The sequence below is a fragment of the Pseudomonas kuykendallii genome, assembly GCF_900106975.1.
GTDB lineage: Bacteria > Pseudomonadota > Gammaproteobacteria > Pseudomonadales > Pseudomonadaceae > Pseudomonas_O > Pseudomonas_O kuykendallii.
This window is the reverse complement of the sequence record NZ_FNNU01000001.1, coordinates 486,175-508,895: the sequence shown is the minus strand read 5'-3', so window position 1 is coordinate 508,895 and position 22,721 is coordinate 486,175. Positions and strand designations below refer to the sequence as shown.

Sequence of the window (22,721 nt, the reverse complement as noted above, 5' to 3'; positions counted from 1 at the left end):
GTGCGCTTCGCTTGGCAGCAGAGGCGGCTGGGTGGTGAGCTGCCCTCAGCGGGTCAGCGTTTGCACGCCATCGGCGGTGCCCAGCAGCAGCAGATCGGCGGGGCGCGCGGCGAACAGGCCGTTGGTGACCACGCCGACGATGTTGTTGAGGTCTTCCTCGAGTGCCATCGGGCTGTCGATGCGCAGGTTGTGCACATCGAGGATGATGTTGCCGTTGTCGGTCAGCACGCCCTCGCGGTACACCGGGTCGCCGCCGAGTTTGACGATCTGCCGGGCGACGTGGCTGCGCGCCATGGGGATCACTTCCACGGGCAGCGGGAAGCCGCCGAGCAGCGGCACGCGTTTGCTGCCATCGGCGATGCAGATGAAGGTGCGCGCCACCGCGGCGACGATCTTCTCGCGGGTCAGCGCGGCGCCGCCGCCCTTGATCAGCTCCAGGCGGTCGTTGGCTTCGTCGGCGCCGTCGACGTAGAACTCAAGGTCGCTGACCGTGTTCAGCTCGTAGACCGGAATCCCGTGGCCCTTGAGGCGCGCGGCGGTGGCTTCGGAGCTGGCCACGGCGCCGTCGAACTCCATCTTGTGCCGGGCCAGCGCGTCGATGAAGCAGTTGGCGGTGGAGCCGGTGCCGACGCCGACGATGCTCTTGGCGTCGAGTTTGGGGAGGATGAAGTCGACCGCGGCCTGGGCCACCGCCTGCTTGAGTTGGTCCTGGGTCATGTCCGTTTCCGCGCCGCTGGGGCTTTCAAAAGACGCCATTATAGCCGTGCGAACCGCCAAAACCGCGCATTCGTTGTGGTCCGTGGCGGAACGGCTGGAGTAGACTTCCGGGTCCCCGAAGTGCCCGCCAGTGAAGCCGTGATGCTCGAACAGTACGTCAAGAAGATCCTCAGCTCGCGCGTCTACGACGTCGCCGTGGAAACCCCGCTGCAGCCCGCCCGGCAGCTCAGTGAGCGCCTGGGCAACCAGATTCTGCTCAAGCGCGAAGACCTGCAGCCGGTGTATTCCTTCAAGGTGCGCGGCGCCTACAACAAGCTGGCGCAGCTGTCCGCCGAGGAACTGGCGCGCGGCGTGGTCACCGCTTCGGCCGGCAACCACGCGCAGGGCCTGGCGCTGGCCGCCCGCGAGCTGGGCATCGAGGCGACCATCGTCATGCCGCGCACCACGCCCGAGCTGAAGGTGCAGGGTGTGCGCGCCCGCGGCGGCAAGGCGGTGCTGCACGGCGACGCGTTCCCCGAGGCGCTGGCGCATTCACTGAAACTGGTCGAGGAAAAGGGCTACGTCTACATCCACCCCTACGACGACCCCCACGTGATCGCCGGTCAGGGCACCGTGGCGATGGAAATCCTCCGCCAGCACCAGGGCCCGCTGGATGCCGTGTTCGTTCCGGTCGGCGGCGGCGGCCTGATTTCCGGGATCGCTGCCTACATCAAGTACCTGCGCCCGCAGACCAAGGTCATCGGCGTCGAGCCGGACGATTCCAATTGCCTGCAGCAGGCGCTGGCCGCCGGCGAGCGCGTCGTGCTGCCGCAGGTCGGGCTGTTCGCCGACGGTGTCGCCGTGGCGCAGATCGGTCTGCACAACTTCGAGATCTGCCGGCATTACGTCGACGAAGTGATCACCGTCAGCACCGACGAGATCTGCGCGGCGATCAAGGATATCTACGACGACACCCGCTCGATCACCGAGCCGGCCGGCGCGCTGGGCGTGGCCGGGATCAAGAAGTACGTCGAGCGCGAAGGCGTGCGCGGGCAGACGCTGGTGGCGATCGACTCCGGCGCCAACGTCAACTTCGACCGCCTGCGCCACGTCGCCGAACGCGCCGAGCTGGGCGAGAAGCGCGAGGCGATCATCGCCGTGACCATCCCCGAGCAGCCCGGCAGCTTCAAGGCCTTCTGCGAGGCGATCGGCAAGCGCCAGATCACCGAGTTCAACTACCGCTACCACAGCGAGCGCGAGGCGCAGATATTCGTCGGCGTGCAGACCCACCCGGAGAACGACCCGCGCGCGGCGCTGGTGGAGAATCTCCGCGGCCAGGGCTTCCCGGTACTCGACCTGACCGACAACGAGCTGGCCAAGCTGCACATTCGTCACATGGTCGGCGGCCACAGCGCGCAGGTCGACGACGAGATGGTACTGCGCTTCGAGTTCCCCGAGCGGCCGGGCGCGCTGTTCAACTTCCTCAACAAGCTCGGCGGGCGCTGGAACATCTCGATGTTCCATTACCGCAACCATGGCGCCGCCGACGGTCGCGTACTGGCCGCGCTGCAGGTGCCGCCGGAGGAGCGCCACCAGGTGCCGGCCGCGCTGGAAGCCATCGGCTATCCCTACTGGGACGAGACCGAGAATCCCGCCTACAAACTGTTCCTCGGCTGACCGATGCGCATCCTGTTGGTGGGCGCGGGCGGTTTCATCGGCCGTCACCTGCTGACAGCCTTGCAGGCGGGCGGCCATGAAGTGGTCGCTACCTCGCGCTCGGGACGGGGCGCCGAGCTGCCGGGCGTCAGCTGGCGCGCTCTGGACCTCGCCACGCTGGCGGACGACCCCACGGCGTTCGCCTGGCCGGAGCAGGTCGAGCTGCTGATCAACGCCGCCGGGCTGCTCGATACCGACGCCGAACACCTCGACCGCGTGCAGCACCGCGGCACCCGCGCGCTCTTCGACCTCGCCGCGCAATGGCCGGTGAAGGTCATCCACATTTCCGCGCTGGGTGCCGGCAGCCAGCGCGACGTTCCCTTCCTCGCCAGCAAGGCCATCGCCGACGACCACCTGCTCGAACTCGGCGTGCCGGCCGTGGTGCTGCGCCCGTCGCTGGTCCTTGGCCAGGGCAGCGCCAGCAGCGCCTGGCTCGGGCGTTTGTCGGTGTGGCCGCTGGCGCCGCTGCTGGATACCCGCGCGCAGCTGCAGCCGTTGCACATCGACGATCTGATGGGCGCCGTGCTGGCGCTGCTGCGGCACTGGCCGGAGGAATCCTGCGTGCTGCCGGTGGTGGGCGGCGAGCCGATGACCCAGGCCGAGATCGTCCAGTTGCTGCGTCGCCAGCAGGGCCGCGGGCGCGCGCTGACCTTCGCGCTGCCGGGCTGGCTGGCGGCGATCGGCGCCTTCCTCGGCGACACCTTCGGCTGGCGCGCGCTGAATTCGCAGACGCGCACGTTGGCGCGGCGCGACAACATCGCCTCCGGCGAGCCGCTGCAGGATGCCTGCGGCTACCGCGTGGCGCCCCTGCGCGCGCGCCTGCACGAGTGGCCGGACGCCCGCAGCACCGCCAGCGATGCCCTGCGCCCGTTGCTGCTGGCGAGCCTGCTGCTGGTCTGGCTGGGCACCGCCTACGTCTGCCTGGGGCCGGGCTTCAACTGGGGCCTGAGCATCCTCGCCGAGGCCGGCGTGCGCGGCGAGGGCGCGGCCTGGCTGGTTCGCGTCGGCGCCGTTTGCGACGCGCTGCTCGGCCTCGGCCTGCTCAGCCGCCGCTGGCGCAGGCCGGCCCTGCGCGCGCAGCTGGCGCTGATGCTCGGCTACAGCCTGATCCTCACGGCGATCCTGCCGTACTACTGGTTCGATCCGTTCGCTGCGCTGGGCAAGAATCTGGTCCTCATGGTCGCCACGCTCTGGCTGTTGTGGACCGAGCCTGGAGCTGGACAAATGCGCCGATGAGCTTCTACCTGACCCTCAAGACCCTGCACATCCTCTCGTCCACGGTGCTCTTCGGCACCGGCCTGGGTTCGGCCTACTACAGCCTGCGCGCCTGGCTCAGCGGCCGCGTCGAGGTGATCGCGGTGACCTTCCGCCACCTGGTCTTCGCCGACTGGGTGTTCACCGCCACCGCGGCGGTGTTCCAGCCGCTTTCCGGGCTGGGTCTGGCGCACCTGGCCGGCTTCGACATCACCCAGCCGTGGCTGCTCTGGAGCCTGGGGCTCTACGTGTTCGCCGGCGCCTGCTGGCTTCCGGTGGTCTGGCTGCAGATCCGCATCCATCGCCTCGCCGAGGACGCGCTGCGCGACGGTACGCCCATCGCGCCGGTCGCCGCGCGCTACATGCGCCTGTGGTTCATCCTCGGCTGGCCGGCGTTCGCGGCTTTTCTGATCATCTTCCATCTCATGGTGAACAAGGGCTTCTGATGACGCAGGCAGCCAGAAAAGCCCCCTCCGCTGTCGTCGTCGTGGCGCTGGTGACCGCCCTCTGCCTGACCGGCGACTCGATGCTCTACATCGCCCTGCCGATCTACTGGCGCGAGGCGGGGCTGGATTCGCTCTGGCAGGTCGGCGTGCTGCTGTCGGTGAACCGGCTGGTGCGCCTGCCGTTCAACCCGCTGATTGGCGCGCTGTACCGGCGCATCTCGCTGAAGACCGGCCTGCTGCTGGCGGTCGTTCTGGGCGTCATCACCACGCTCGGCTACGCGCTGGCCAGCAGCTTCGTCGCCTGGCTTGCGCTGCGGGCGCTGTGGGGCGTGGCCTGGTCGTTCTTCCGCATCGGCGGCATGTCGACGGTGGTCTACAGCGCGGCCGAGGGCGGTCGCGGGCGGGCGATGGGGCTGTACAACGGGCTGTACCGGCTCGGCAGCCTCGGCGGCATGCTGATCGGCGGGTTGCTGGTTCCGCTATACGGATTGCCGGCGCTGGCCGCCGGTTTCGGCATCGCCTCGCTGCTCGGCATCCCGCTGTTGCTGATGGGCTTCCGGCTGCCGCCGGGCCACGAGCAGGCGGCGTCCGCTGCCGTGGCGGTGGCGCAGGGCGAGCCATTGCTAGGACGCTTCTGGAACCGCGTGGTGCTCAGCGGTTTCTGCATCGCGCTGCTGATACAGGGCGTGCTTGCCGCGACGCTCAGCGCCCTGATCGAGCATTACTACGGCGCCCGCATCGACCTGTTCGGCCTGTTGCTCAGCGTCACCGCGCTGTCCGGGCTGCTGCAGGCGGCGCGCTGGAGCTGGGAAACCTGGCTGGGTGGCCGTATCGGTCACTGGAGCGATGGCGCGCGCGGCCGCCTGCCGCTGCTGATCGGCACGCTGGTGCTGGGCGCGCTGGGATTTGCCGGACTCGGCAGCGGGTTGCCCTTGGGCCTGTGGCTGCCGACCTGCCTGCTGGTGATGCTGCTGTGCACCGCGCTGACCACGCTCAACGATGCGCTGGCGGCGGATGCCGCCCGGCGCGGCGACGTGGTGCGGGCGATGACGCGCTATTCCGTGGCCCAGGATCTGGGCGCCGCGCTGGGGCCGGTGCTGGCGTTCCTGCTGGTGCCGCTGCCCGGAGGCTTCATCTGGTTGTACGGCGGCGGCGGGCTGATGCTCGCCGTGCTGGCCGCGGGGTGGTGGCGCAACCGGGACGCGGCGCCGCTGTCAGCGTAGCGAGATGACCGGCCAGCCGCGGCGCTCGGCCTCTGCGCGCAGGGTCGGATCGGGGTCGACGGCGACCGGGCGGGTGACCTGTTCGAGCAGCGGCAGGTCGTTCATCGAGTCGCTGTAGAAGGCGCTGTCGGAGAGATCCAGGCCGTTCTCCGCGAGCCAGCGGTTCAGCCGCGTGACCTTGCCTTCCTTGAAGCAGGGCACGTCGGTGGTGCGCCCGGTGTAGCGCCCGTCGGCCATCTCGCATTCGGTGGCGAGCAGGGTCTCCACGCCCAGGCGCGCGGCGATGGGCTGGGTGACGAAGCGGTTGGTGGCGGTGATGATCAGCAGCTTGTCGCCGGCCGCGCGGTGCTCGGCGAGCAGCGCCTCGCCCTTGGGCAGGATGATCGGCTCGATGCACTCCTTCATGAATTCCAGGTGCCAGTCGGCCAGTTGCCGCATCTCGCTGCGGCCGAGGATTTCCAGGCTGAAGTTGAGGTACGCCTGGATGTCCAGCTTGCCGGCCAGGTAGTCCTGGTAGAAGGCGTCGTTGCGCGCCTTGTAGGCGACGCCGTCGAGGATGCCGCGGGCGCACAGCCAGTCGCCCCAGGCGTGGTCGCTGTCGCCGCCCAGGAGGGTGTTGTCGAGATCGAATAGGGCCAGGCGCACGGTGAACCTCTCTTGGCGAAAAGCCCGCAGCATAGCGAAAAAGCCCCGCGCGCTGCAGGTACGCCGGCATTAGCGACACGCCGCGACGGCGATTTCGGCGAATCGCGGCGCGCAGGCGCCAGCCGCCTTTCGGCCGCGTGCCCTTTTATGGAACAATGCCGAAACATGCGTTTACGAGGTTGCTCGCCGTGATCGATCCTGATGGTTTCCGCCCCAATGTCGGCATCATCCTGACCAATGATGTCGGGCAGGTGCTCTGGGCGCGTCGCATCAATCAGGATTCCTGGCAGTTCCCTCAAGGCGGTATCAACGACCGCGAAACCCCCGAAGAAGCGCTTTATCGCGAGTTGACCGAGGAAGTCGGTCTCGAGGAGCAGGATGTGCGTATCCTCGCCTGCACCCGCGGCTGGTTGCGCTACCGCCTGCCCCAGCGCCTGGTGCGCACCAACAGTCAGCCGCTTTGCATCGGCCAGAAACAGAAATGGTTCCTCCTGCGCCTGACCGGCTCGGAGGAGCGGGTGCGCATGGACCTGACCGGCAAGCCCGAGTTCGACGGCTGGCGCTGGGTCAGTTACTGGTATCCGCTGGGCCAGGTGGTGACCTTCAAGCGCGAGGTTTACCGCCGGGCCCTGAAAGAACTCGCCCCCCGCCTGCTGGCGCGGGACTGACCACCGACCTAGAGCCCAGCCATGCTCAACGTGCTGCGTAAGATCGTCCAGGAAGTGAATGCCGCCAAGGACCTCAAGACGGCGTTGGGCATCATCGTGTTGCGGGTCAAGGAGGCCATGGGCAGCCACGTCTGCTCGGTCTACCTGCTCGATCCGGACACCAACCGCTTCGTTCTGATGGCTACCGAGGGCCTCAACAAGCGCTCCATCGGCAAGGTCAGCATGGCGCCGAACGAAGGCCTGGTCGGCCTGGTCGGCACCCGCGAAGAACCGCTCAACCTGGAAAACGCCTCCGATCACCCGCGCTACCGCTACTTCGCCGAGACCGGCGAGGAGCGCTACGCCTCCTTCCTCGGCGCGCCGATCATCCACCACCGCCGAGTGATGGGCGTTCTGGTGATCCAGCAGAAGGAAAACCGCCAGTTCGACGAGGGCGAGGAAGCCTTCCTGGTGACCATGAGCGCGCAGCTCGCCGGCGTCATCGCCCACGCCGAGGCCACCGGTTCGATCCGCGGCCTGGGCCGCCAGGGCAAGGGTATCCAGGAGGCGCGCTTCGTCGGCGTGCCCGGCGCGCCCGGCGCGGCGGTCGGTACCGCGGTGGTGGTGCTGCCGCCGGCGGACCTCGAAGTGGTGCCGGACAAACCGATCAAGGACATCGAAGCCGAGGTCGAGCGCTTCAAGGCGGCGCTCGAGGGCGTGCGCCAGGACATGCGCGAGCTCTCCAGCAAGCTCGCCAGCCAGCTGCGCAAGGAAGAGCGCGCGCTGTTCGACGTCTACCTGATGATGCTCGACGACGCCTCCATCGGCCTGGAAGTGAAGCGCGTGATCCGCACCGGACAGTGGGCCCAGGGCGCGCTGCGCCAGGTGGTGATGGAGCACGTCAAGCGCTTCGAGCTGATGGACGATCACTACCTGCGCGAGCGCGCCTCCGACGTGCGCGACATCGGCCGCCGCCTGCTCGCCTACCTGCAGGAAGAGCGCAAGCAGAACCTGGTCTACGACGACAACACCATCCTGGTCAGCGAGGAATTGTCGCCGGCGATGCTCGGCGAAGTGCCGCAGGGCAAGCTGGTCGGCCTGGTCTCGGTGCAGGGCTCGGGCAACTCCCACGTGGCGATCCTCGCCCGCGCCATGGGCATTCCCACGGTGATGGGCGTGGTCGACCTGCCGTACTCCAAGGTCGACGGCATCCAGCTGATCGTCGACGGTTACCACGGCGAGGTCTTCACCAACCCCAGCGAAATCCTCCGCCGACAGTACGCCGAGGTGGTCGAGGAAGAGCGCCAGCTGACCCAGGGCCTGGACGCCCTGCGCGCCCTGCCGTGCGAGACGCTGGACGGTCATCGCATGCCGCTGTGGGTCAACACCGGCCTGCTCGCCGACGTGGTGCGGGCGCAGGAGCGCGGCGCCGAGGGCGTCGGCCTGTACCGCAGTGAAGTGCCGTTCATGAACGGCCAGCGCTTCCCCAGCGAGAAGGAACAGCTGGCGATCTACCGCGAGCAGCTCGCCGCCTTCCACCCGCTGCCGGTGACCATGCGTACCCTGGACATCGGCGGCGACAAGGCGCTGTCGTATTTCCCGATCAAGGAAAGCAACCCGTTCCTCGGCTGGCGCGGCATCCGCGTCACCCTCGATCATCCGGAAATCTTCCTGGTCCAGGCGCGCGCCATGCTCAAGGCCAGCGAAGGGCTGAACAACCTGCGCATCCTGCTGCCGATGATTTCCGGCATCCACGAACTGGAAGAGGCGCTGCACCTGATCCACCGCGCCTGGGGTGAGGTGCGCGACGAGGGCACCGACGTGCCGCTGCCGCCGGTGGGCGTGATGATCGAGATCCCCGCGGCGGTCTACCAGACCCGCGATCTGGCGCGCCAGGTGGACTTCCTCTCGGTCGGCTCCAACGACCTGACCCAGTACCTGCTGGCGGTGGACCGCAACAACCCGCGGGTCGCCGACCTCTACGACTACCTGCACCCCGCGGTGCTGCAGGCGCTGCAGCACGTGGTACGCGACGCGCATGCCGAAGGCAAGCCGGTGAGCATCTGCGGCGAGATGGCCGGCGATCCTTCCGCCGCCGTACTGCTGCTGGCGATGGGTTTCGACAGCCTGTCGATGAACGCCACCAACCTGCCCAAGGTGAAGTGGCTGCTGCGGCAGATCAGCCTGAGCAAGGCGAAGGAATTGCTGACGCAGCTGATGACCATCGACAACCCGCAGGTCATCCACAGCACGCTGCACCTGGCGTTGCGCAACCTCGGCCTGGGCCGCGTGATCAACCCGGCGGCGAGCGTCCAGTCCTGAGTCGGCCGGCGCCTCCCCGCCGTTTCTGCAGGTTTTCGCGCCGGCGCCGCTGCCGGATGTTCGCGGCGCGCGTTGGCCGGCTGCCGAGTCTTGCTTTACAGTTCATGTCACGACTCGTCATGACGCGTACCCGATGAACTCCAAGACGCCCGCCCAGCTGATTCCCCATTCGCCGGTACCGCTGTACACCCAGCTCAAGGAGCTGCTGCGCGCGCAGATTCTCGACGGGGTGTTCGCGCCGCATACGCGGATGTCTTCGGAAAGCGAGCTGGGCGAGGCCTACGGGGTCAGCCGCATCACCGTGCGCCAGGCGCTGGGCGACCTGCAGAAGGAAGGGCTGATCTTCAAGATCCACGGCAAGGGCACGTTCGTCGCCAAGCCCAAGGCGGTGCAGAACGTCAGTACCTTGCAGGGCCTTTCGGAGGCGATGTCGGCCTCCGGCCACGAGGTGCTCAACCGCATGCTCAGCCAGCGCTTCGTGCCGGCCGGGCGGCTGGTGGCGGAGCGCCTGGGCGTGGAGGAGAGCTCCACGGTCTGCGAGATCAAGCGGGTGCGGCTGATCAACCGCGAGCCGGTGTCGCTGGAGGTCACCTACCTGAGCCAGGCGCTTGGCGAGCGGCTGCAGAAGGCCGACCTGGTTACCCGTGACATCTTCCTGATCCTGGAGAACGATTGCGGCGTGCCGCTGGGCCACGCCGACCTGGCCATCGACGCGATCCTCGCCGACGCCGAGCTGGCCAAGGCGCTGCAGGTGTCGGTGGATGCGCCGATCATGCGCATCGAACGCCTGACCCATGCCGCCGACGGCACGCCGCTGGATTTCGAGTTCCTCTACTACCGCGGCGATGCCTTCCAGTACCGCCTGCGCGTCGACCGCTAGTTTCCTTTGCGCAGTCCCCGAGACCGTCCATGGACGGTCTCTTCGTTTCTGCCGCCGGCCGGCGCCGGCACTTGTCCTACTTGTCGCATCGATCCGCGCGCGGCCTGCGCCTCGCTGGAACCCGGCCGCTCCGCTCGCACCAGCGGAGGGCGCAACGGCGTGCCGCGACGGCCCGTAGGCCTGAGCCTCCATCCGTCAATTAATCCTTGAGAAACAAGCGGCTATACCCCTGCTGCGACCAAGTGGCACGGCCAATGCACCCGTATTTGAAGCCGTTATGGCTTGTTAGTACAAGTTGCCCGGACTACAGGTGCACAACCATGAACAACCGTAAAAGCCTGATCGTGTCATGCGTGTTCGCGTCACTGTCGATGCTGGGCAACCCAGCGTTCGCCGAAACCATCCGTATCGGCATCGGCCACCAGAGCATGGTGACCAATACGGTCTCCGGCGGCGTGGTCCTGGAGAAACTCAAGCTGATCGAGAAATACCTGCCCAAGGACGGCAAGTACGCGGATGCCGACTACAAGATCGATTTCAAGGATTACGATTCCGGCCCTCCGATCACCAACCAGATGCTCGCCGGCAAGCTCGACTTCGGCGTGATGGGCGATTACCCCCTGATCGTCAACGGCGCCAAGTTCCAGGAAACCGGCAAGTTGCAGACGCGCCTCGTCGGCATCACCGGCTACAACCGCCGCGGCACCGGCAACGGCATCGTGGTGCCGACCGGTTCGTCGGCGCAGAGCCTTGCCGATCTCGCCGGCAAGTCGATTTCCACGCCGGTTGGCAGCGCCGCCTGGGGCATGACGCTGAAAGCCCTGCGCGACGCCAAGCTGTTCGACCAGGTGACGATCATCAACCAGGCGCCACCGGTGGGCGCGGCGAACATCGCCGCCGGCAAGATCGACGCGCATGCCGACTTCTGCCCGTGGTCGGAAATCATGGAGTTCCGCGGTACCGGGCGGAAGATCTTCGACGGCAGCGAGGCGGGCATTCCCACCTTCCACGGCATCGTCGTGCGCGAGGATTACGCGAAGAAGTACCCGGAAGTGGTCGAGGCGGTGCTGCGCGCCACGCTGGAGGCGCAGCGCTGGATTCAGGCCGATCCGGTGCGCGCGGCGACCCAGGTGGCCGAGTGGACCGGCGTCGACAAGGAGGTGCTCTACCTCTACTTCAGTGCAGGCGGCATCACCACGATGGACGCCAGCATCAAGCCGGCCTGGGTCGATGCGCTGAAGTACGACCACGCGCTGTTGCAGAAGGAGAAGCAGATTCCCGACCTCGACTTCGCCCAGTGGATCGACGACAGCTACCTGAAGAAGGCCTATGCCGCCGCTGGCCAGGATTACCCGGCGGCGCTGCAGGCGATGGTCGAGCCGATCCCCGGCAACCCGGCGCTCAAACCGGCGGAAATCTGGTTCGCCGACGCCGGCGTGGTCGGTTACGACAGCGTCGCGGCGATGCTCGAGGCCTATAAGCAGGCCGGCGCGGCGGGCAAGAAGGTCAACGCCAGCTACGTCTACGACAAGCCGAGCGGGATCAAGCTGTTCGGCAAGTCGGCCTACCTGGTGCAGGACGCTTCCGGCGCGGTCGTCGCCTTTCGCAAGAAGGTGGATTCCGAACAGTACGTCGCCCAGTCCGGAGGCAAGCCGCTGACGCTGGCGACCTTCGCCGACGCCAAGGTGGCCGCCGCCGACTGAATCCGCAGCGGACGAGCGGGACGCCAGATCCCGCCGCCGACCCGCAATGCCTTGTACGCGGCTCGCAGAGCCCGTGCCCCGTGTAGCCGCGAGGTGTGTGATGAGTGTGAAACCCAGTCCCGTCTTCAAGCCGGTGGAGGCGCCGAGCGTGCCCGTTCACGAGGTGCCGCCGGTCGCCGTGCTGCCGGTCGCCAACGCCCCGCGACGCAAGGTGCCGCCGCGGGTCCGGCGTTACCTGGTGCGCAGCTTGGCGCTGCTGGTGGCGCTGCTGCTCTGGCAGCTGGCGTCGAGCACCGGCTTCGAGCTGTTCGTCAAATTCGAGAACGTGCCGACCCCGGTCGCGGTCTGGCAGGCGCTGCTGGTGGAACTGTCCAGCGGCGAGTTCTACCTGCACATCCTGCATAGCCTGCAGCGTATCGGTATCGCCTTCGCCCTGGCCGCGGTGCTCGGCGTTTCCCTCGGCATCGCCATGGGCCGTTCGCCGCTGGCCGAGGACATCATCCTGCCGTACATCGAGCTGCTCCGGCCGATTCCGGCGGTGGCGTGGATTCCGCTGGCGATCCTGATGATGCCCAGCGAGGAGTCGAGCATCATCTTCATCACCTTCCTCGGCGCGCTGTTCCCGGTGGTGCTGAACACCTGCCAGGGCGTCGAGCAGAGTTCCAAGCTGCTGGTGCGCGCCGCGCGCAGCCTCGGCGCCAGTCGCACCGCGATCCTCTGGCATGTGGTGATTCCCGGCGCCATGCCGAGCATCGTCACCGGCCTGGCGGTGGGCATGGGCGTCGCCTGGTTCTCCCTGCTGGCAGGGGAAATCATCAGCGGGCAGTACGGCATCGGCTACTTCACCTGGGCCTCCTACACCCTCATCGAGTACCCCAAGATCATCATCGGCATGCTCGCCATCGGCGGCCTCGGCACGCTCTGCACGCTGCTCGTGCGGCTGGCCTGCTCGCCGCTGCTGCGCTGGCAGAAGCGCGGAGGGCACTGAGTGGACGCACCTTCGGCAAGCCCCGCCCCGTCGCCCGTGGAGGATCAGGACATGAACAGCGCCACCCAGCTCAACCGTCTCGCCGTGCTCGACCACAGCCGCCTGGCGCGCAGCCAGGAAGGCAGCAGTCGCAAGGGCCACATCAGCGTTCGCAACGTGCAGGTGGAGTTCGGCAGCGATGCCGGGCGCCGCGTGGCGGTGCAGGACGCCAACCTGGAGATTCGCCCAGGCGAGTTCGTCTGCCTGCTGGGACCGTCCGGCTGCGGCAAGTCGACCCTGCTCAATGCGGTCGCCGGCTTCGTCGAGCCCTGCGCCGGCGAGTTGCGCGTCGACGGCCAGCGGGTGAAGGGCCCCGGGCCCGAGCGCGGCATGGTGTTCCAGCAGCATTCTCTGTTCCCCTGGAAGACGGTCAAGGAGAACGTCGCCTTCGGGCCGCTGATGGCGGGCGTTGGCAAGTTCGAGGCGGATCAGGTGGGGCGCACCTTCCTTGGGCTGGTCGGCCTCTCGGCCTACGAGGATGCCTTTCCCGAGACCCTGTCCGGCGGCATGCAGCAGCGCGTCGGCATCGCCCGCGCCTTGGCCAACTACCCCAGCGTACTGCTGATGGACGAGCCGTTCGGCGCGCTGGACGCGCAGACGCGGATCATGATGCAGGAGAACCTGCTGGATATCTGGCGGGAGTTCCACAACACCGTGCTGTTCGTCACCCACGACATCGACGAGGCGGTGTTCCTCTCCGACCGCATCGTGGTGATGAGCGCGAGTCCGGGGCGGATCATCGCCGACATCCCGGTCAGGCTGCCGCGACCGCGCAGCCAGGACCTGCTCACCGAACCCGCATTCATCGCCCTGAAGCGCGAATGCCTGGCGCTGATCCGCCAGGAAACCCTGCACGCCTTCGAACAACAGAACGCCACGCACTGATCCTTCACGGACGCCCGTCGGTAATGGCGACGGGCGGTTCATCCGGAGCAGATCGGACGTTGACAATCGGATATCTAGTTTATAACTTGTCATAACAAGTAGGGAGGAGCTGAGATGAACCTTGCCGTTGCGACCCTCAACCCGAGTGACTCGCCGCAGCCGCTGTACGCGCAGATTCGCGATCAGCTGCGTCGGCAGATCCTCGAAGGCGGCTACTCCGCGTACCAGCAACTGCCCTCGGAAAAGAGCCTGATGGGCGCTTTCGGCGTCAGCCGCATCACCGTTCGCCAGGCGCTCAGCGACCTGCACAGCGAGGGTCTGGTGTTCAGCGCCCAGGGCAAGGGCACCTACGTCAGCCGGCCGAAGGCGGTGCAGAACATCCAGCGCCTGCAGGGCTTCGGCGAGGCGATGGCGGCGCAGGGCTACGCGGCGAGCGCGCGCCTGCTCGGCTTCCAGGAGCGCCGGCCGCCGCGCGCGGTGAGCGAGGCGCTGGGTCTGGCCACGGGCGAGGAGGTGATCGAGGTGACCCGCGTGCGCTACCTCAACCAGCAGGCGGTGTGCGTCGAGAGCAGCTACTTCCCGCTCACCATCGGTCGCCGGCTGTTCGGCCTCGACCTGTCCGGCGACATCTTCCCGCTGCTGGAGAACCGCCTCGGCATCGCGCTGGGCGCGGCGGACATCGGCCTGGAGTCGGTGCGTTGCGACGAAGCCGCGCAGCGCCACCTGAGCCTGGGCGCCGACGAGCCGATCCTGCGCGTCGAGCGCCTCACCCACGACCGCAACGGGCGGCCGATCGATTTTGAATACCTCCGCTTTCGCGGCGATTCCTTCAAGTACCAGTTCCGCGTCGAGCGGAAATAGGAGGCAGCATGCAGATTCAAGACATCCCGGTGATCGACACCGACGTGCTGGTGATCGGTGGCGGCACGGCCGGCCCGATGGCCGCAGTGACCGTCAAGGAGCAGGACCCGAACCTCAGGGTGATCCTCCTGGAAAAGGCCAACGTGAAGCGCTCCGGGGCGATTTCCATGGGCATGGACGGGCTCAACAATGCCGTGGTGCCCGGCCACGCGACGCCCGAGCAGTACGTGCGCGAAATCACCATCGCCAACGACGGCATCGTCCACCAGCCGGCGATCATGGCCTACGCGCAGCGCTCTTTCCCGATGATCGAGAAGCTCGACTCCTGGGGCGTGCACTTCCAGAAGGACGAGACCGGCGACTACGACATGAAGAAGGTCCACCACCTCGGCACCTACGTGCTGCCGATGCCGGAGGGCCACAACGTCAAGAAGATCCTCTACCGCCGCCTGCGCCGGGTGCGCGTGGAAATCGAGAACCGCTACCAGGCGACGCGCCTGCTGAAGGACGCCGAAGGCCGGATCGCCGGCATGGTCGGGGTGAACACCCGCACCGGCGAGCCGATCATCATCCGCGCCAAGGCGGTGATCATGGCCACCGGCGCCGCCGGGCGCATCGGCCTGCCGACCTCGGGCTACCTGTTCGGCACCTACGAGAACCCGGCCAACTCCGGCGACGGCCACGCGATGGCCTACCACGTCGGGGCGGACCTGGCGAACCTCGAGTGCTTCCAGATCAACCCGTTGATCAAGGACTACAACGGCCCGGCCTGCGCCTACGTCACCGGTCCGCTCGGCGGCTACACGACGAACGCGGCGGGCGAGCGCTTCATCGAGTGCGACTACTGGTCCGGGCAGATGATGCTGGAGTTCTTCAAGGAGCTGGAATCGGGCAGCGGCCCGGTGTTCCTCAAGCTCGACCACCTCGCCGAGGAAACCATCCAGGAAATCGAGACGGTGCTGCACACCAACGAGCGCCCCAGCCGCGGGCGCTTCCACGACGGCCGGCAAACCAACTACCGGCAGAAGATGGTGGAGATGCACATCTCCGAAGTCGGTTTCTGCAGCGGGCATTCCGCCTCGGGCGTGTGGACCGACGAGACCGGCGCCACCACCGTGCCGGGCCTCTATGGCGCCGGCGACATGGCCTCGGTGGCGCACAGCTACATGCTCGGCGCGTTCGTCTACGGGCAGATCTGCGGCGAGAACGCGGCGGCCTTCGCCAGGGACCGCGCCGAACCGCAGCTGGACGAAGCCTACATCGCCGCCGAGCTGGCGCGGATTCGCGCGCCGCTGGCGCGCACCGATGGCATCCCGCCCGAGCAGATGGAATACAAGGTCCGCCGCCTGGTGAACGACTACCTCCAGCCGCCCAAGGTCACCCGCAAGATGGAGATCGGCCTGGAGCGAATCCTCGCCGTGCGCGAGGACGTGGACAAGCTGGTCGCCCGCGACCCGCACGAGCTGCTGCGGGCGCTGGAGGTCCAGTCGATCATCGACTGCGCCGAGATGGCCGCCCGCGCCTCGCTGTACCGCACGGAGTCGCGCTGGGGCCTCTATCACTACCGGGTCGACTTCCCCGAGCAGGACAACGCCGAGTGGTTCTACCACAGCCGCCTGTTCAAGGACGCCAACGGCAACATGGCCCATGGCAAGCGCCCGATCGCCGACTACGTGGTCGAGCTGGGCGAGGAAAAGGACGCCTACAACCGCTTGCGGGTCAAGAAAGCCGCCAACGGCTGACCATCCATGACGCGGGAACGGGCCGTGCCATTCCCGCGCGACAGAACCATTGCCTGAGTGCGAGGAGAGTTTCATGCCATTGGCCAACCATAAATCCAGCGTCCCGGTGATCGTCGACGAAGACAAGTGCATCGCCGATAAGGGCTGCCGCGTGTGCATCGAGGTCTGTCCGCTGGACGTCCTGTGGATCAACGAAGAGACCGGCAAGGCGCACATGAAGTACGACGAGTGCTGGTACTGCATGCCCTGCGAGGCCGACTGCCCGACGGACGCCGTGAAAGTGAACATTCCCTACCTGCTGAGCTGACCCGCGCAGCCGCGCTTGCCGGAGAAACCCTATGAAGCAATACGACGATCCCGAACTGCAGCGCCTGGCCGGCGAGCTGGCCTCCGACGACCCGGAGATTCGCCGCGTCGCGGTGCTCGATCTGGTCGACAGCGGCGAGCCGGAAGCGGCCGAGCTGCTGATCCTGGCGCTGAAGGACCCCGACCCCTCGGTTCGCCAGGAGGCGGCGAAGGTGGTCGACGAGTTCGACGCGGCGGAGATCGCCGACGCGCTGCTCGCCGCGCTGGGCGACGACGATGAAGTGGTGCGCAATGCCGCGGCCCATGCACTCTCCGATCTCAAGGACCCGGCGGCGGCCACGCCGCTGCTGGCCGCCCTCAGCGCGAGCAGCGCGCCGTTCGTGACCGCCGGCATCCTGCGGGCGCTGAAGGCCTTGCGCGACCCGCGCAGCCAGGGCCCGGCGCTGGAATGCCTGGGCCATGCCGACCCGCAGGTGCGCCGCGAGGCGGTGGCGGTGCTCGGCTGGCTGCGCCAGTTGCAGAACCTGCCGGCGCTGATGGAGCGCGCCCACGGCGATTCCGACCCGGAGGTGCGTCGCGCCGCCGCCGGTGCGCTGGTGTATGCCGAAGCCGGGCAGGTCGGGCCGATGCTCATCCAGATCCTGCGCGACGAGCACTGGCAGGTGCGCATCGAGGCGGCGGTGAGCATCGGCAAGCTGAACTACCGGGACGGTGTTCCCGCCCTGGTCAAGGCGACCGAGGATGAGTTCTGGCAGGTGCGCGAGAAGGCCGTGGACAGCCTAGGCAAGCTGGCGGCGGTGCCGGCGATTCCCGCCATCGGTGCGTGCAGCCATGACCCGATGCCGAACCTGCGCAAGGCCGCCATCGGCGCGCTGGGCACGATTGCCCACGCGGACGGGCGGCCCTACGTGGAGGCGGCGATGGACGACGCCGACCCGGACGTTCGCAAACTGGCGCGCTGGGCCATGTCCAAGCTCGACGCCGCGGCCTGAACCCGTTGCCCGCGGCGCGTCCGGCGCCGTGTGGCTCGACCTTCCTGCTGGAGAAACACGCCATGACCTACGTGGTGACGGAAAACTGCATCCGCTGCAAATACACCGACTGCGTCGAAGTGTGCCCGGCGGACTGCTTTCACGAGGGGCCGAACTTCCTCGTGATCAACCCGGAGACCTGCATCGACTGCTCGCTGTGCGCGCCAGAGTGCCCGGCCGACGCGATCTTCGCCGACAACGCGCTGCCAGCCGGGCAGGCGCATTTCCTTCAGCTCAACGTCGAGCTGGCCGAGGTCTGGCCGGTGATCGCCGCCTCCAAGTCGCCGCTCGGCGAGGCCGAGGACTGGGTCGACCGTGGCGACAAGCTGCAATACCTGGAGCGTTAGGCCGTGACCGCGTTCGACCTGAGTCGCTGGCAGCGTGCGCTCCTGCTGCTGGTGCTGATCGGCGCCGCCACCCAGGGCAGCGCCCGCCCGCTGGATATCGACGCGGCGGTTCTGCGTCCGCCCGAAGTCGCCGCGCTGATCCTGCCCGACTGGCAGGCGCTGGCTCCCGTTCACTATGCGCGGCTGTAGCGCCGCAGGAGGAATACTCATGTCCGCACAGATCGCCGCGCCGCTGGAAGTGCGCCTCAACCGCCGCGAGCGCCACCTGCAACTGACCTGGCCGGACGGCGCGGTCAGCCAGTTGAGCTGCCTGATGCTGCGCCGCTGTTGCGCCTGCTCCAGTTGCACCCAGGCGCGACGCGGCGAGCAACTGCGCCTGCTGGATGCCGGTCTCGGCCTGGAGCGCGTCGAGCTGTTCGGCGTCAGCGGCCTGCAACTGCACTTCAGCGACGGCCACTCGCGCGGCGTCTACCCGTGGCGCTACCTGCGGGAACTGGGCGAGGGCGCCTGAGATCCGCCGCACCCGAAACGTCTCTTTTCATTCACCCAACCGCCTGCGGGCGATGCATTCCGGAGAGCCTGCATGGCAGCCATTGGTACCGAAAGCGTTCTCAGCGTCCATCACTGGAACGACTCCCTGTTCAGCTTCAAGACCACCCGCGACCCCGCGCTGCGCTTCGAGAACGGCCATTTCGTGATGATTGGCCTGGGCGTCGAAGGGCGTCCGCTGATGCGCGCCTACAGCATCGTCAGCGCCAACCACGACGAGCACCTGGAGTTCCTCAGCATCAAGGTGCCGGACGGCCCGCTGACCTCGCGCCTGCAGCACCTCAAGGAAGGCGATCCGATCTTCATCAGCCGCAAGCCGGTCGGCACCCTGGTGATGCACGACCTGCGCCCCGGCCGGAACCTGTTCCTGTTCGGCAGCGGCACCGGCCTGGCGCCGTTCATGAGCATCATCCGCGACCCCGAGGCCTACGAGCGTTTCGAGCGGATCGTGCTGGTGCACAGCGTGCGCACGATCAGCGAACTGGCCTACCACGACTACATCAGCCACGAATTGCCCGAGCACGAATTCCTCGGCGAGGAGGTCCGCGCCAAGCTGGTCTACTACCCGACGGTGACCCGCGAGGCGTTCCGCAACCAGGGCCGCATCACCACGCTGATCGACAACGGCAAGCTCTGCGACGACATCGGCTTGCCGCCGCTCAACCCGCAGAGCGACCGGGTGATGCTCTGCGGCAGCCCGGCGATGCTCGACGAGCTGACGCGGATGCTCGATGCGCGCGGTTTCGAGGCCTCGCCGCAGCAGGGCGAGCCAGGCGACTACGTGATCGAACGGGCTTTCGTCGAGAAGTGAGCGCGGCGGGCACTCAGCCCGCGGGCAACTGCAGGCGGGTTTCGCCGAGGGCGCGGCCGCGTTCGCCGAAGCGCCGCTCGACGAGCTCGCGGTGGCCCTGGGCATCGTCGATCAGCACCGTGCTGGCGCGGGTGCCGTAGGTCGCGCTGGCGATGAACGGGCTCGACAGCAGGCGCTCCGTGGCGAGGCCGACGCCGGTGTCCGGCAGGGCTTCGTCGGCCGCGGGAGCGGCATCCTGCAGCAGTTCCAGCAGCGCCGCCGGAGTGGGGGCTTCCAGCCGTTCTGCAAGGCCCGAGCGGGTGCGCTGCAGCTTCGGCCAGGGGGTATCGAGGTCGGCATTGGACAGGCCGTAGACGCCCGCCGGCAGCCGCCCTATCCGCCCGGCGCGGGAGTTGAGGTGCCACAGCTGCGCGCCGTCGCCGAGCAGCAGGTTGAAGCCGGCGTAGTCGGCGATTCGCTCGCGCAGCCGTTCCAGATAGCGTTCGGCGTCCAGGCTGCCGCGCAGGAAATCGGCGACCAGCTCGCCGCGCGAACGGTCGCCCAGGGCCTGCCGCGGATCGCGGATGTTGGTCAGCGCGGCGAAGCGGTTGCCCGGGCCGACACCGAGCCAGGTGCCGCCGGCCTGCAGGTCGCGCCCGGCGAACACGCCGGGGCAATCCGCCCATTCGCCCAGGGCCTGGGTCGGGCGCCTGTAGAACTCGTCGCGGTTGGCGGCGACGATCAGCGGCAGTTCGTGGCCCGGCCGCCAGGCGAAAACGATCAGGCACATGGCGCACCGCTCCCGCTGCCGGGTCGACGGTAGAAAGCGTTCATCCGTTGTTCTCCTTGTTTCCCCCACTCTACGGAAAGCCCCGCGGCGCTGCCAACCTCGCCGGTGGAGTGGCGGCGGGGCTTCCGCTACCATGCCGGTTCGTTTTCGGAGACCTCGATGGAATTCCTCCTCTACCTCGTGCTGGGCGCCTGCGCCGGCGTGCTTGCCGGGCTGTTCGGCGTCGGGGGCGGCCTGATCATCGTGCCGGTGCTGGTCTACAGCTTCACCGCCCACGGCTTCCCCGTCGAAGTGCTGACCCAGATGGCGGTCGGCACCTCGCTGGCGACCATCTGCTTCACCTCGATCAACGCGATCCGCGAGCACCACAAGCGCGGCGCGGTGCGCTGGCCGGTGTTCGTCTGGATGACCGTCGGCATCGTCGTCGGCAGCGGCCTCGGCGCCTTGACCGCGGCGCACATCCACGGCCCGATCCTGCAGAAGATCATCGGCAGCTTCGCCGTGCTGGTGTCGATCCAGATGGCCCTGGATATCCGTCCCAAGGCCAGCAAGGAGCTGCCCGGGAAGCCTGGGCTGACGGTTGCCGGCGTGGTGATCGGCTGGGCCTCGGCGATCTTCGGCATCGGCGGCGGCTCGCTGACCGTGCCCTTCCTCTCCTGGCGCAGCGTGCCGATGCAGCAGGCGGTGGCCACCTCGTCGGCCTGCGGGCTGCCGATCGCACTGTCCGGCGCGGCCTCGTTCGTCCTGGTCGGCTGGGGCAATGCGCAACTGCCCGCATACAGTTTCGGTTTCGTCTACCTGCCGGCGCTGCTCGGCATCGCCGTCGCCAGCATGTTCTTCGCCCGCTTCGGCGCGCGGCTGGCGCACCGGCTGTCTCCGAAAGTGCTCAAGCGCCTGTTTGCCCTGCTGCTGTTCAGCGTGGGGCTGAGTTTCCTGATTTAAGGAGTCGCAATGCTGCCTTACCCGCAAATCGACCCGGTGGCGCTGGCCATCGGTCCGCTGAAAATCCACTGGTACGGCCTGATGTACCTGATCGGCATCGGCAGCGCCTGGTGGCTGGCGTCGCGCCGGCTGAGCCGCTTCGAGCCGAGCTGGAACAACGAGAAGCTCTCCGACCTGGTGTTCTGGACAGCCATGGGCGTGATCCTCGGCGGCCGCCTCGGCTACGTGCTGTTCTACGACCTGGCCGCCTACGTGGCCAACCCGCTGCTGATCTTCGAGGTGTGGAAGGGCGGCATGTCGTTCCACGGCGGCCTGCTCGGCGTGATGCTGGCGACCTGGTGGTTCGGCAAGCGCAACGGCAAGAGCTTCTTCGAGCTGATGGACTTCATCGCGCCCTTCGTGCCGATCGGCCTGGGTGCCGGGCGCATCGGCAACTTCATCAACGCCGAGCTGTGGGGCAAGGCCAGCGACGTGCCCTGGGCGATGATCTTCCCCACCGACCCGGCACAACTGCCGCGGCACCCCTCGCAGCTCTACCAGTTCGCCCTCGAGGGCGTGGCGCTGTTCCTGATCCTCTGGGTCTACTCGCGCAAGCCGCGGCCGACCATGGCGGTGTCCGGGCTGTTCGCGCTGTGCTACGGGATCTTCCGCTTCATCGTCGAGTTCGTCCGCGTACCGGACGCCCAGCTCGGCTACCTGGCCTTCGGCTGGCTGACCATGGGCCAGGTGCTGTGCATGCCGATGATCCTCGGCGGTCTCGGCCTGATGGTCTGGGCCTATCGCCGGCAGCCGCAGCCGGCCTGATTCACCCGGGTCGGCGGGCATCGGTCGCTATCCACTTGAGACAAGCCCGCCCGACTCTTACCATGCTGCCTCCATCCGCGCCGGCATGACCGGCCCGCACGAGCCCCGCGATGAAACAGTACCTCGACCTGATGCGCCACGTGCGTGACCACGGCACCTTCAAGAGCGATCGCACCGGCACCGGCACCTACAGCGTGTTCGGCTATCAGATGCGCTTCGATCTGGGCGCCGGCTTCCCGCTGGTGACCACCAAGAAGTGCCACCTGAAGTCGATCATCCACGAGCTGCTGTGGTTTCTGCAGGGCGACACCAACATCCGCTACCTGAAGGAAAACGGCGTGCGCATCTGGGACGAGTGGGCCGACGAGAACGGCGATCTCGGCCCGGTCTACGGCTACCAGTGGCGCAACTGGCCGGCGCCCAACGGCGAGGCGATCGACCAGATCGCCAAGCTGGTGGCGATGCTCAAGAGCAACCCGGATTCGCGCCGGCTGATCGTCTCCGCCTGGAACCCGGCGCTGGTCGACCAGATGGCGCTGCCGCCGTGCCACGCGCTGTTCCAGTTCTACGTCGCCGACGGCAAGCTCAGCTGCCAGCTCTACCAGCGCTCGGCCGACATCTTCCTCGGCGTGCCCTTCAACATCGCCAGCTACGCGCTGCTGACGCTGATGCTGGCGCAGGTCGCCGGGTTGCAGCCGGGCGATTTCGTCTGGACCGGCGGCGACTGCCACCTCTACGCCAACCACCTCGAACAGGCCGACTTGCAGCTCACCCGCGAGCCGCTGGCGCTGCCGACGATGAAGCTCAATCCCGAGGTGAAGGACCTGTTCGCCTTCCGTTTCGAGGACTTCGAGCTGCAGAACTACGAGGCGTATCCCCACATCAAGGCGCCCGTCGCGGTCTGAGCGGCCCGGTTGTCGCGGCGCTCAACCGCAGGCTGCGGTGGGTGGGGGCGAAGCCCGGCGGGTAAACCGGCGATCGGCTCCGATTCCCACCGCAACGCGCTCGATACGTCGTGCGCTTTCGCATCGCCTTTTGCTTTCCACCGTCCTGTTTGCTTTCCCCGCCCCAATCACCCGCCGTGCATCCTTGGCTGTTGCCGATCGCTGCGAGCC

General features: G+C 67.7%; 24 protein-coding genes. 21 read left to right on the top strand and 3 right to left on the bottom strand.

Going from position 1 to position 22,721, the window contains the following annotated elements; all coding sequences use genetic code 11:
- Positions 1-45 precede the first annotated feature (45 nt).
- Positions 46-717 carry a ribose-5-phosphate isomerase RpiA gene (gene rpiA, locus BLV15_RS02275; protein WP_090224266.1) on the bottom strand — a complete coding sequence of 224 codons (672 nt, stop codon included), beginning with the start codon at positions 715-717 and terminating at the stop codon, positions 46-48.
- A gap of 141 nt (positions 718-858) precedes the next feature.
- On the opposite strand from rpiA, the gene ilvA reads away from it, so the two are divergent.
- From ilvA to BLV15_RS02255, 4 genes are read left to right on the top strand one after another with little or no spacing between them, the layout of a single operon-like run.
- Positions 859-2,373: a threonine ammonia-lyase, biosynthetic gene (gene ilvA / locus BLV15_RS02270; protein ID WP_245728136.1), complete on the top strand. Its 1,515-nt coding sequence runs from the start codon at positions 859-861 to the stop codon at positions 2,371-2,373.
- Positions 2,374-2,376: 3 nt separating this feature from the next.
- Positions 2,377-3,648, top strand: a complete 1,272-nt coding sequence (locus BLV15_RS02265) for an SDR family oxidoreductase (RefSeq protein ID WP_090224262.1) — start codon at positions 2,377-2,379, stop codon at positions 3,646-3,648.
- Positions 3,645-4,112 (top strand): DUF2269 family protein, encoded by a 468-nt coding sequence (locus BLV15_RS02260; RefSeq protein ID WP_090224260.1) that lies wholly within the window; start codon positions 3,645-3,647, stop codon positions 4,110-4,112. The genes BLV15_RS02265 and BLV15_RS02260 overlap by 4 nt, the downstream gene beginning before the upstream one ends.
- Complete coding sequence (locus tag BLV15_RS02255) at positions 4,112-5,335, top strand: MFS transporter (RefSeq protein WP_090224259.1); 1,224 nt, start codon at positions 4,112-4,114, stop codon at positions 5,333-5,335. Before BLV15_RS02260 ends, BLV15_RS02255 begins: the two co-directional genes overlap by 1 nt.
- On the opposite strand, the gene BLV15_RS02250 is transcribed toward BLV15_RS02255, so the two are convergent.
- Positions 5,327-5,980 carry a histidinol-phosphatase gene (locus BLV15_RS02250; protein WP_090224257.1) on the bottom strand — a complete coding sequence of 218 codons (654 nt, stop codon included), beginning with the start codon at positions 5,978-5,980 and terminating at the stop codon, positions 5,327-5,329. The genes BLV15_RS02255 and BLV15_RS02250 overlap by 9 nt on opposite strands.
- A gap of 188 nt (positions 5,981-6,168) precedes the next feature.
- Here BLV15_RS02250 and BLV15_RS02245 point away from each other — a divergent pair, with 188 nt between their 5' ends.
- From BLV15_RS02245 to BLV15_RS02180, 14 genes are all read left to right on the top strand, one after another.
- A complete protein-coding gene (locus BLV15_RS02245) occupies positions 6,169-6,648 on the top strand; it encodes an RNA pyrophosphohydrolase (RefSeq protein ID WP_090225173.1) in 480 nt (159 codons plus the stop codon).
- Between the two features lie 21 nt (positions 6,649-6,669).
- Positions 6,670-8,949 (top strand): phosphoenolpyruvate--protein phosphotransferase, encoded by a 2,280-nt coding sequence (gene ptsP / locus BLV15_RS02240; protein ID WP_090224255.1) that lies wholly within the window; start codon positions 6,670-6,672, stop codon positions 8,947-8,949.
- A 133-nt stretch (positions 8,950-9,082) separates the two neighbouring features.
- On the top strand, positions 9,083-9,829 hold the full coding sequence (locus BLV15_RS02235; protein ID WP_090224254.1) for a GntR family transcriptional regulator: 747 nt from the start codon (positions 9,083-9,085) through the stop codon (positions 9,827-9,829).
- Between the two features lie 320 nt (positions 9,830-10,149).
- On the top strand, positions 10,150-11,532 hold the full coding sequence (locus tag BLV15_RS02230; RefSeq protein WP_090224252.1) for an ABC transporter substrate-binding protein: 1,383 nt from the start codon (positions 10,150-10,152) through the stop codon (positions 11,530-11,532).
- A gap of 100 nt (positions 11,533-11,632) precedes the next feature.
- Positions 11,633-12,520 carry an ABC transporter permease gene (locus BLV15_RS02225; RefSeq protein WP_090224251.1) on the top strand — a complete coding sequence of 296 codons (888 nt, stop codon included), beginning with the start codon at positions 11,633-11,635 and terminating at the stop codon, positions 12,518-12,520.
- Positions 12,521-12,571: 51 nt separating this feature from the next.
- Positions 12,572-13,444 (top strand): ABC transporter ATP-binding protein, encoded by an 873-nt coding sequence (locus BLV15_RS02220; RefSeq protein ID WP_090224249.1) that lies wholly within the window; start codon positions 12,572-12,574, stop codon positions 13,442-13,444.
- Between the two features lie 114 nt (positions 13,445-13,558).
- Positions 13,559-14,305 (top strand): GntR family transcriptional regulator, encoded by a 747-nt coding sequence (locus tag BLV15_RS02215; RefSeq protein WP_090224247.1) that lies wholly within the window; start codon positions 13,559-13,561, stop codon positions 14,303-14,305.
- 8 nt (positions 14,306-14,313) lie between these two features.
- Entirely contained in the window at positions 14,314-16,047 is a 1,734-nt protein-coding gene (locus tag BLV15_RS02210) for a fumarate reductase/succinate dehydrogenase flavoprotein subunit (RefSeq protein ID WP_090224245.1), read from the top strand.
- A gap of 73 nt (positions 16,048-16,120) precedes the next feature.
- Positions 16,121-16,354, top strand: a complete 234-nt coding sequence (locus tag BLV15_RS02205) for a 4Fe-4S dicluster domain-containing protein (protein WP_090224243.1) — start codon at positions 16,121-16,123, stop codon at positions 16,352-16,354.
- 31 nt (positions 16,355-16,385) lie between these two features.
- Complete coding sequence (locus BLV15_RS02200) at positions 16,386-17,345, top strand: HEAT repeat domain-containing protein (RefSeq protein ID WP_090224241.1); 960 nt, start codon at positions 16,386-16,388, stop codon at positions 17,343-17,345.
- 62 nt (positions 17,346-17,407) lie between these two features.
- A complete protein-coding gene (fdxA, locus tag BLV15_RS02195; protein ID WP_090224239.1) occupies positions 17,408-17,731 on the top strand; it encodes a ferredoxin FdxA in 324 nt (107 codons plus the stop codon).
- Between the two features lie 3 nt (positions 17,732-17,734).
- Complete coding sequence (locus BLV15_RS02190) at positions 17,735-17,920, top strand: hypothetical protein (protein WP_090224238.1); 186 nt, start codon at positions 17,735-17,737, stop codon at positions 17,918-17,920.
- A gap of 19 nt (positions 17,921-17,939) precedes the next feature.
- Positions 17,940-18,242, top strand: a complete 303-nt coding sequence (locus BLV15_RS02185) for a DUF971 domain-containing protein (RefSeq protein WP_090224236.1) — start codon at positions 17,940-17,942, stop codon at positions 18,240-18,242.
- A 72-nt stretch (positions 18,243-18,314) separates the two neighbouring features.
- On the top strand, positions 18,315-19,091 hold the full coding sequence (locus tag BLV15_RS02180; protein WP_090224234.1) for a ferredoxin--NADP reductase: 777 nt from the start codon (positions 18,315-18,317) through the stop codon (positions 19,089-19,091).
- Between the two features lie 13 nt (positions 19,092-19,104).
- Here BLV15_RS02180 and BLV15_RS02175 read toward each other — a convergent pair whose 3' ends face one another.
- Positions 19,105-19,860, bottom strand: a complete 756-nt coding sequence (locus tag BLV15_RS02175) for an NRDE family protein (RefSeq protein ID WP_090224232.1) — start codon at positions 19,858-19,860, stop codon at positions 19,105-19,107.
- Positions 19,861-20,019: 159 nt separating this feature from the next.
- Between BLV15_RS02175 and BLV15_RS02170 the strand changes: the two genes are divergently transcribed.
- The 3 genes from BLV15_RS02170 to BLV15_RS02160 all read left to right on the top strand — a co-directional run bounded on the left by BLV15_RS02170 (position 20,020) and on the right by BLV15_RS02160 (position 22,511).
- Positions 20,020-20,802: a sulfite exporter TauE/SafE family protein gene (locus BLV15_RS02170; RefSeq protein ID WP_090224229.1), complete on the top strand. Its 783-nt coding sequence runs from the start codon at positions 20,020-20,022 to the stop codon at positions 20,800-20,802.
- A gap of 9 nt (positions 20,803-20,811) precedes the next feature.
- Positions 20,812-21,606 carry a prolipoprotein diacylglyceryl transferase gene (gene lgt, locus BLV15_RS02165; RefSeq protein WP_090224227.1) on the top strand — a complete coding sequence of 265 codons (795 nt, stop codon included), beginning with the start codon at positions 20,812-20,814 and terminating at the stop codon, positions 21,604-21,606.
- Between the two features lie 110 nt (positions 21,607-21,716).
- Complete coding sequence (locus tag BLV15_RS02160; RefSeq protein WP_090224225.1) at positions 21,717-22,511, top strand: thymidylate synthase; 795 nt, start codon at positions 21,717-21,719, stop codon at positions 22,509-22,511.
- Positions 22,512-22,721 lie beyond the last annotated feature (210 nt).

Bases quoted from the DNA above. Each gene is read 5' to 3' on its own strand.
- BLV15_RS02260 (WP_090224260.1), top strand. From the start codon at position 3,645: ATGAGCTTCTACCTGACCCTCAAGACCCTGCACATCCTCTCGTCCACG.
- BLV15_RS02255 (WP_090224259.1), top strand. From the start codon at position 4,112: ATGACGCAGGCAGCCAGAAAAGCCCCCTCCGCTGTCGTCGTCGTGGCG.
- fdxA (WP_090224239.1), top strand. From the start codon at position 17,408: ATGACCTACGTGGTGACGGAAAACTGCATCCGCTGCAAATACACCGAC.
- BLV15_RS02220 (WP_090224249.1), top strand. From the start codon at position 12,572: ATGAACAGCGCCACCCAGCTCAACCGTCTCGCCGTGCTCGACCACAGC.
- ilvA (WP_245728136.1), top strand. From the start codon at position 859: ATGCTCGAACAGTACGTCAAGAAGATCCTCAGCTCGCGCGTCTACGAC.
- BLV15_RS02265 (WP_090224262.1), top strand. From the start codon at position 2,377: ATGCGCATCCTGTTGGTGGGCGCGGGCGGTTTCATCGGCCGTCACCTG.
- BLV15_RS02205 (WP_090224243.1), top strand. From the start codon at position 16,121: ATGCCATTGGCCAACCATAAATCCAGCGTCCCGGTGATCGTCGACGAA.
- BLV15_RS02225 (WP_090224251.1), top strand. From the start codon at position 11,633: ATGAGTGTGAAACCCAGTCCCGTCTTCAAGCCGGTGGAGGCGCCGAGC.
- BLV15_RS02230 (WP_090224252.1), top strand. From the start codon at position 10,150: ATGAACAACCGTAAAAGCCTGATCGTGTCATGCGTGTTCGCGTCACTG.
- BLV15_RS02200 (WP_090224241.1), top strand. From the start codon at position 16,386: ATGAAGCAATACGACGATCCCGAACTGCAGCGCCTGGCCGGCGAGCTG.
- lgt (WP_090224227.1), top strand. From the start codon at position 20,812: ATGCTGCCTTACCCGCAAATCGACCCGGTGGCGCTGGCCATCGGTCCG.
- BLV15_RS02215 (WP_090224247.1), top strand. From the start codon at position 13,559: ATGAACCTTGCCGTTGCGACCCTCAACCCGAGTGACTCGCCGCAGCCG.
- BLV15_RS02210 (WP_090224245.1), top strand. From the start codon at position 14,314: ATGCAGATTCAAGACATCCCGGTGATCGACACCGACGTGCTGGTGATC.
- BLV15_RS02160 (WP_090224225.1), top strand. From the start codon at position 21,717: ATGAAACAGTACCTCGACCTGATGCGCCACGTGCGTGACCACGGCACC.
- BLV15_RS02180 (WP_090224234.1), top strand. From the start codon at position 18,315: ATGGCAGCCATTGGTACCGAAAGCGTTCTCAGCGTCCATCACTGGAAC.
- BLV15_RS02170 (WP_090224229.1), top strand. From the start codon at position 20,020: ATGGAATTCCTCCTCTACCTCGTGCTGGGCGCCTGCGCCGGCGTGCTT.
- BLV15_RS02175 (WP_090224232.1), bottom strand. From the start codon at position 19,860: ATGTGCCTGATCGTTTTCGCCTGGCGGCCGGGCCACGAACTGCCGCTG.
- BLV15_RS02185 (WP_090224236.1), top strand. From the start codon at position 17,940: ATGTCCGCACAGATCGCCGCGCCGCTGGAAGTGCGCCTCAACCGCCGC.
- ptsP (WP_090224255.1), top strand. From the start codon at position 6,670: ATGCTCAACGTGCTGCGTAAGATCGTCCAGGAAGTGAATGCCGCCAAG.
- rpiA (WP_090224266.1), bottom strand. From the start codon at position 717: ATGACCCAGGACCAACTCAAGCAGGCGGTGGCCCAGGCCGCGGTCGAC.
- BLV15_RS02235 (WP_090224254.1), top strand. From the start codon at position 9,083: ATGAACTCCAAGACGCCCGCCCAGCTGATTCCCCATTCGCCGGTACCG.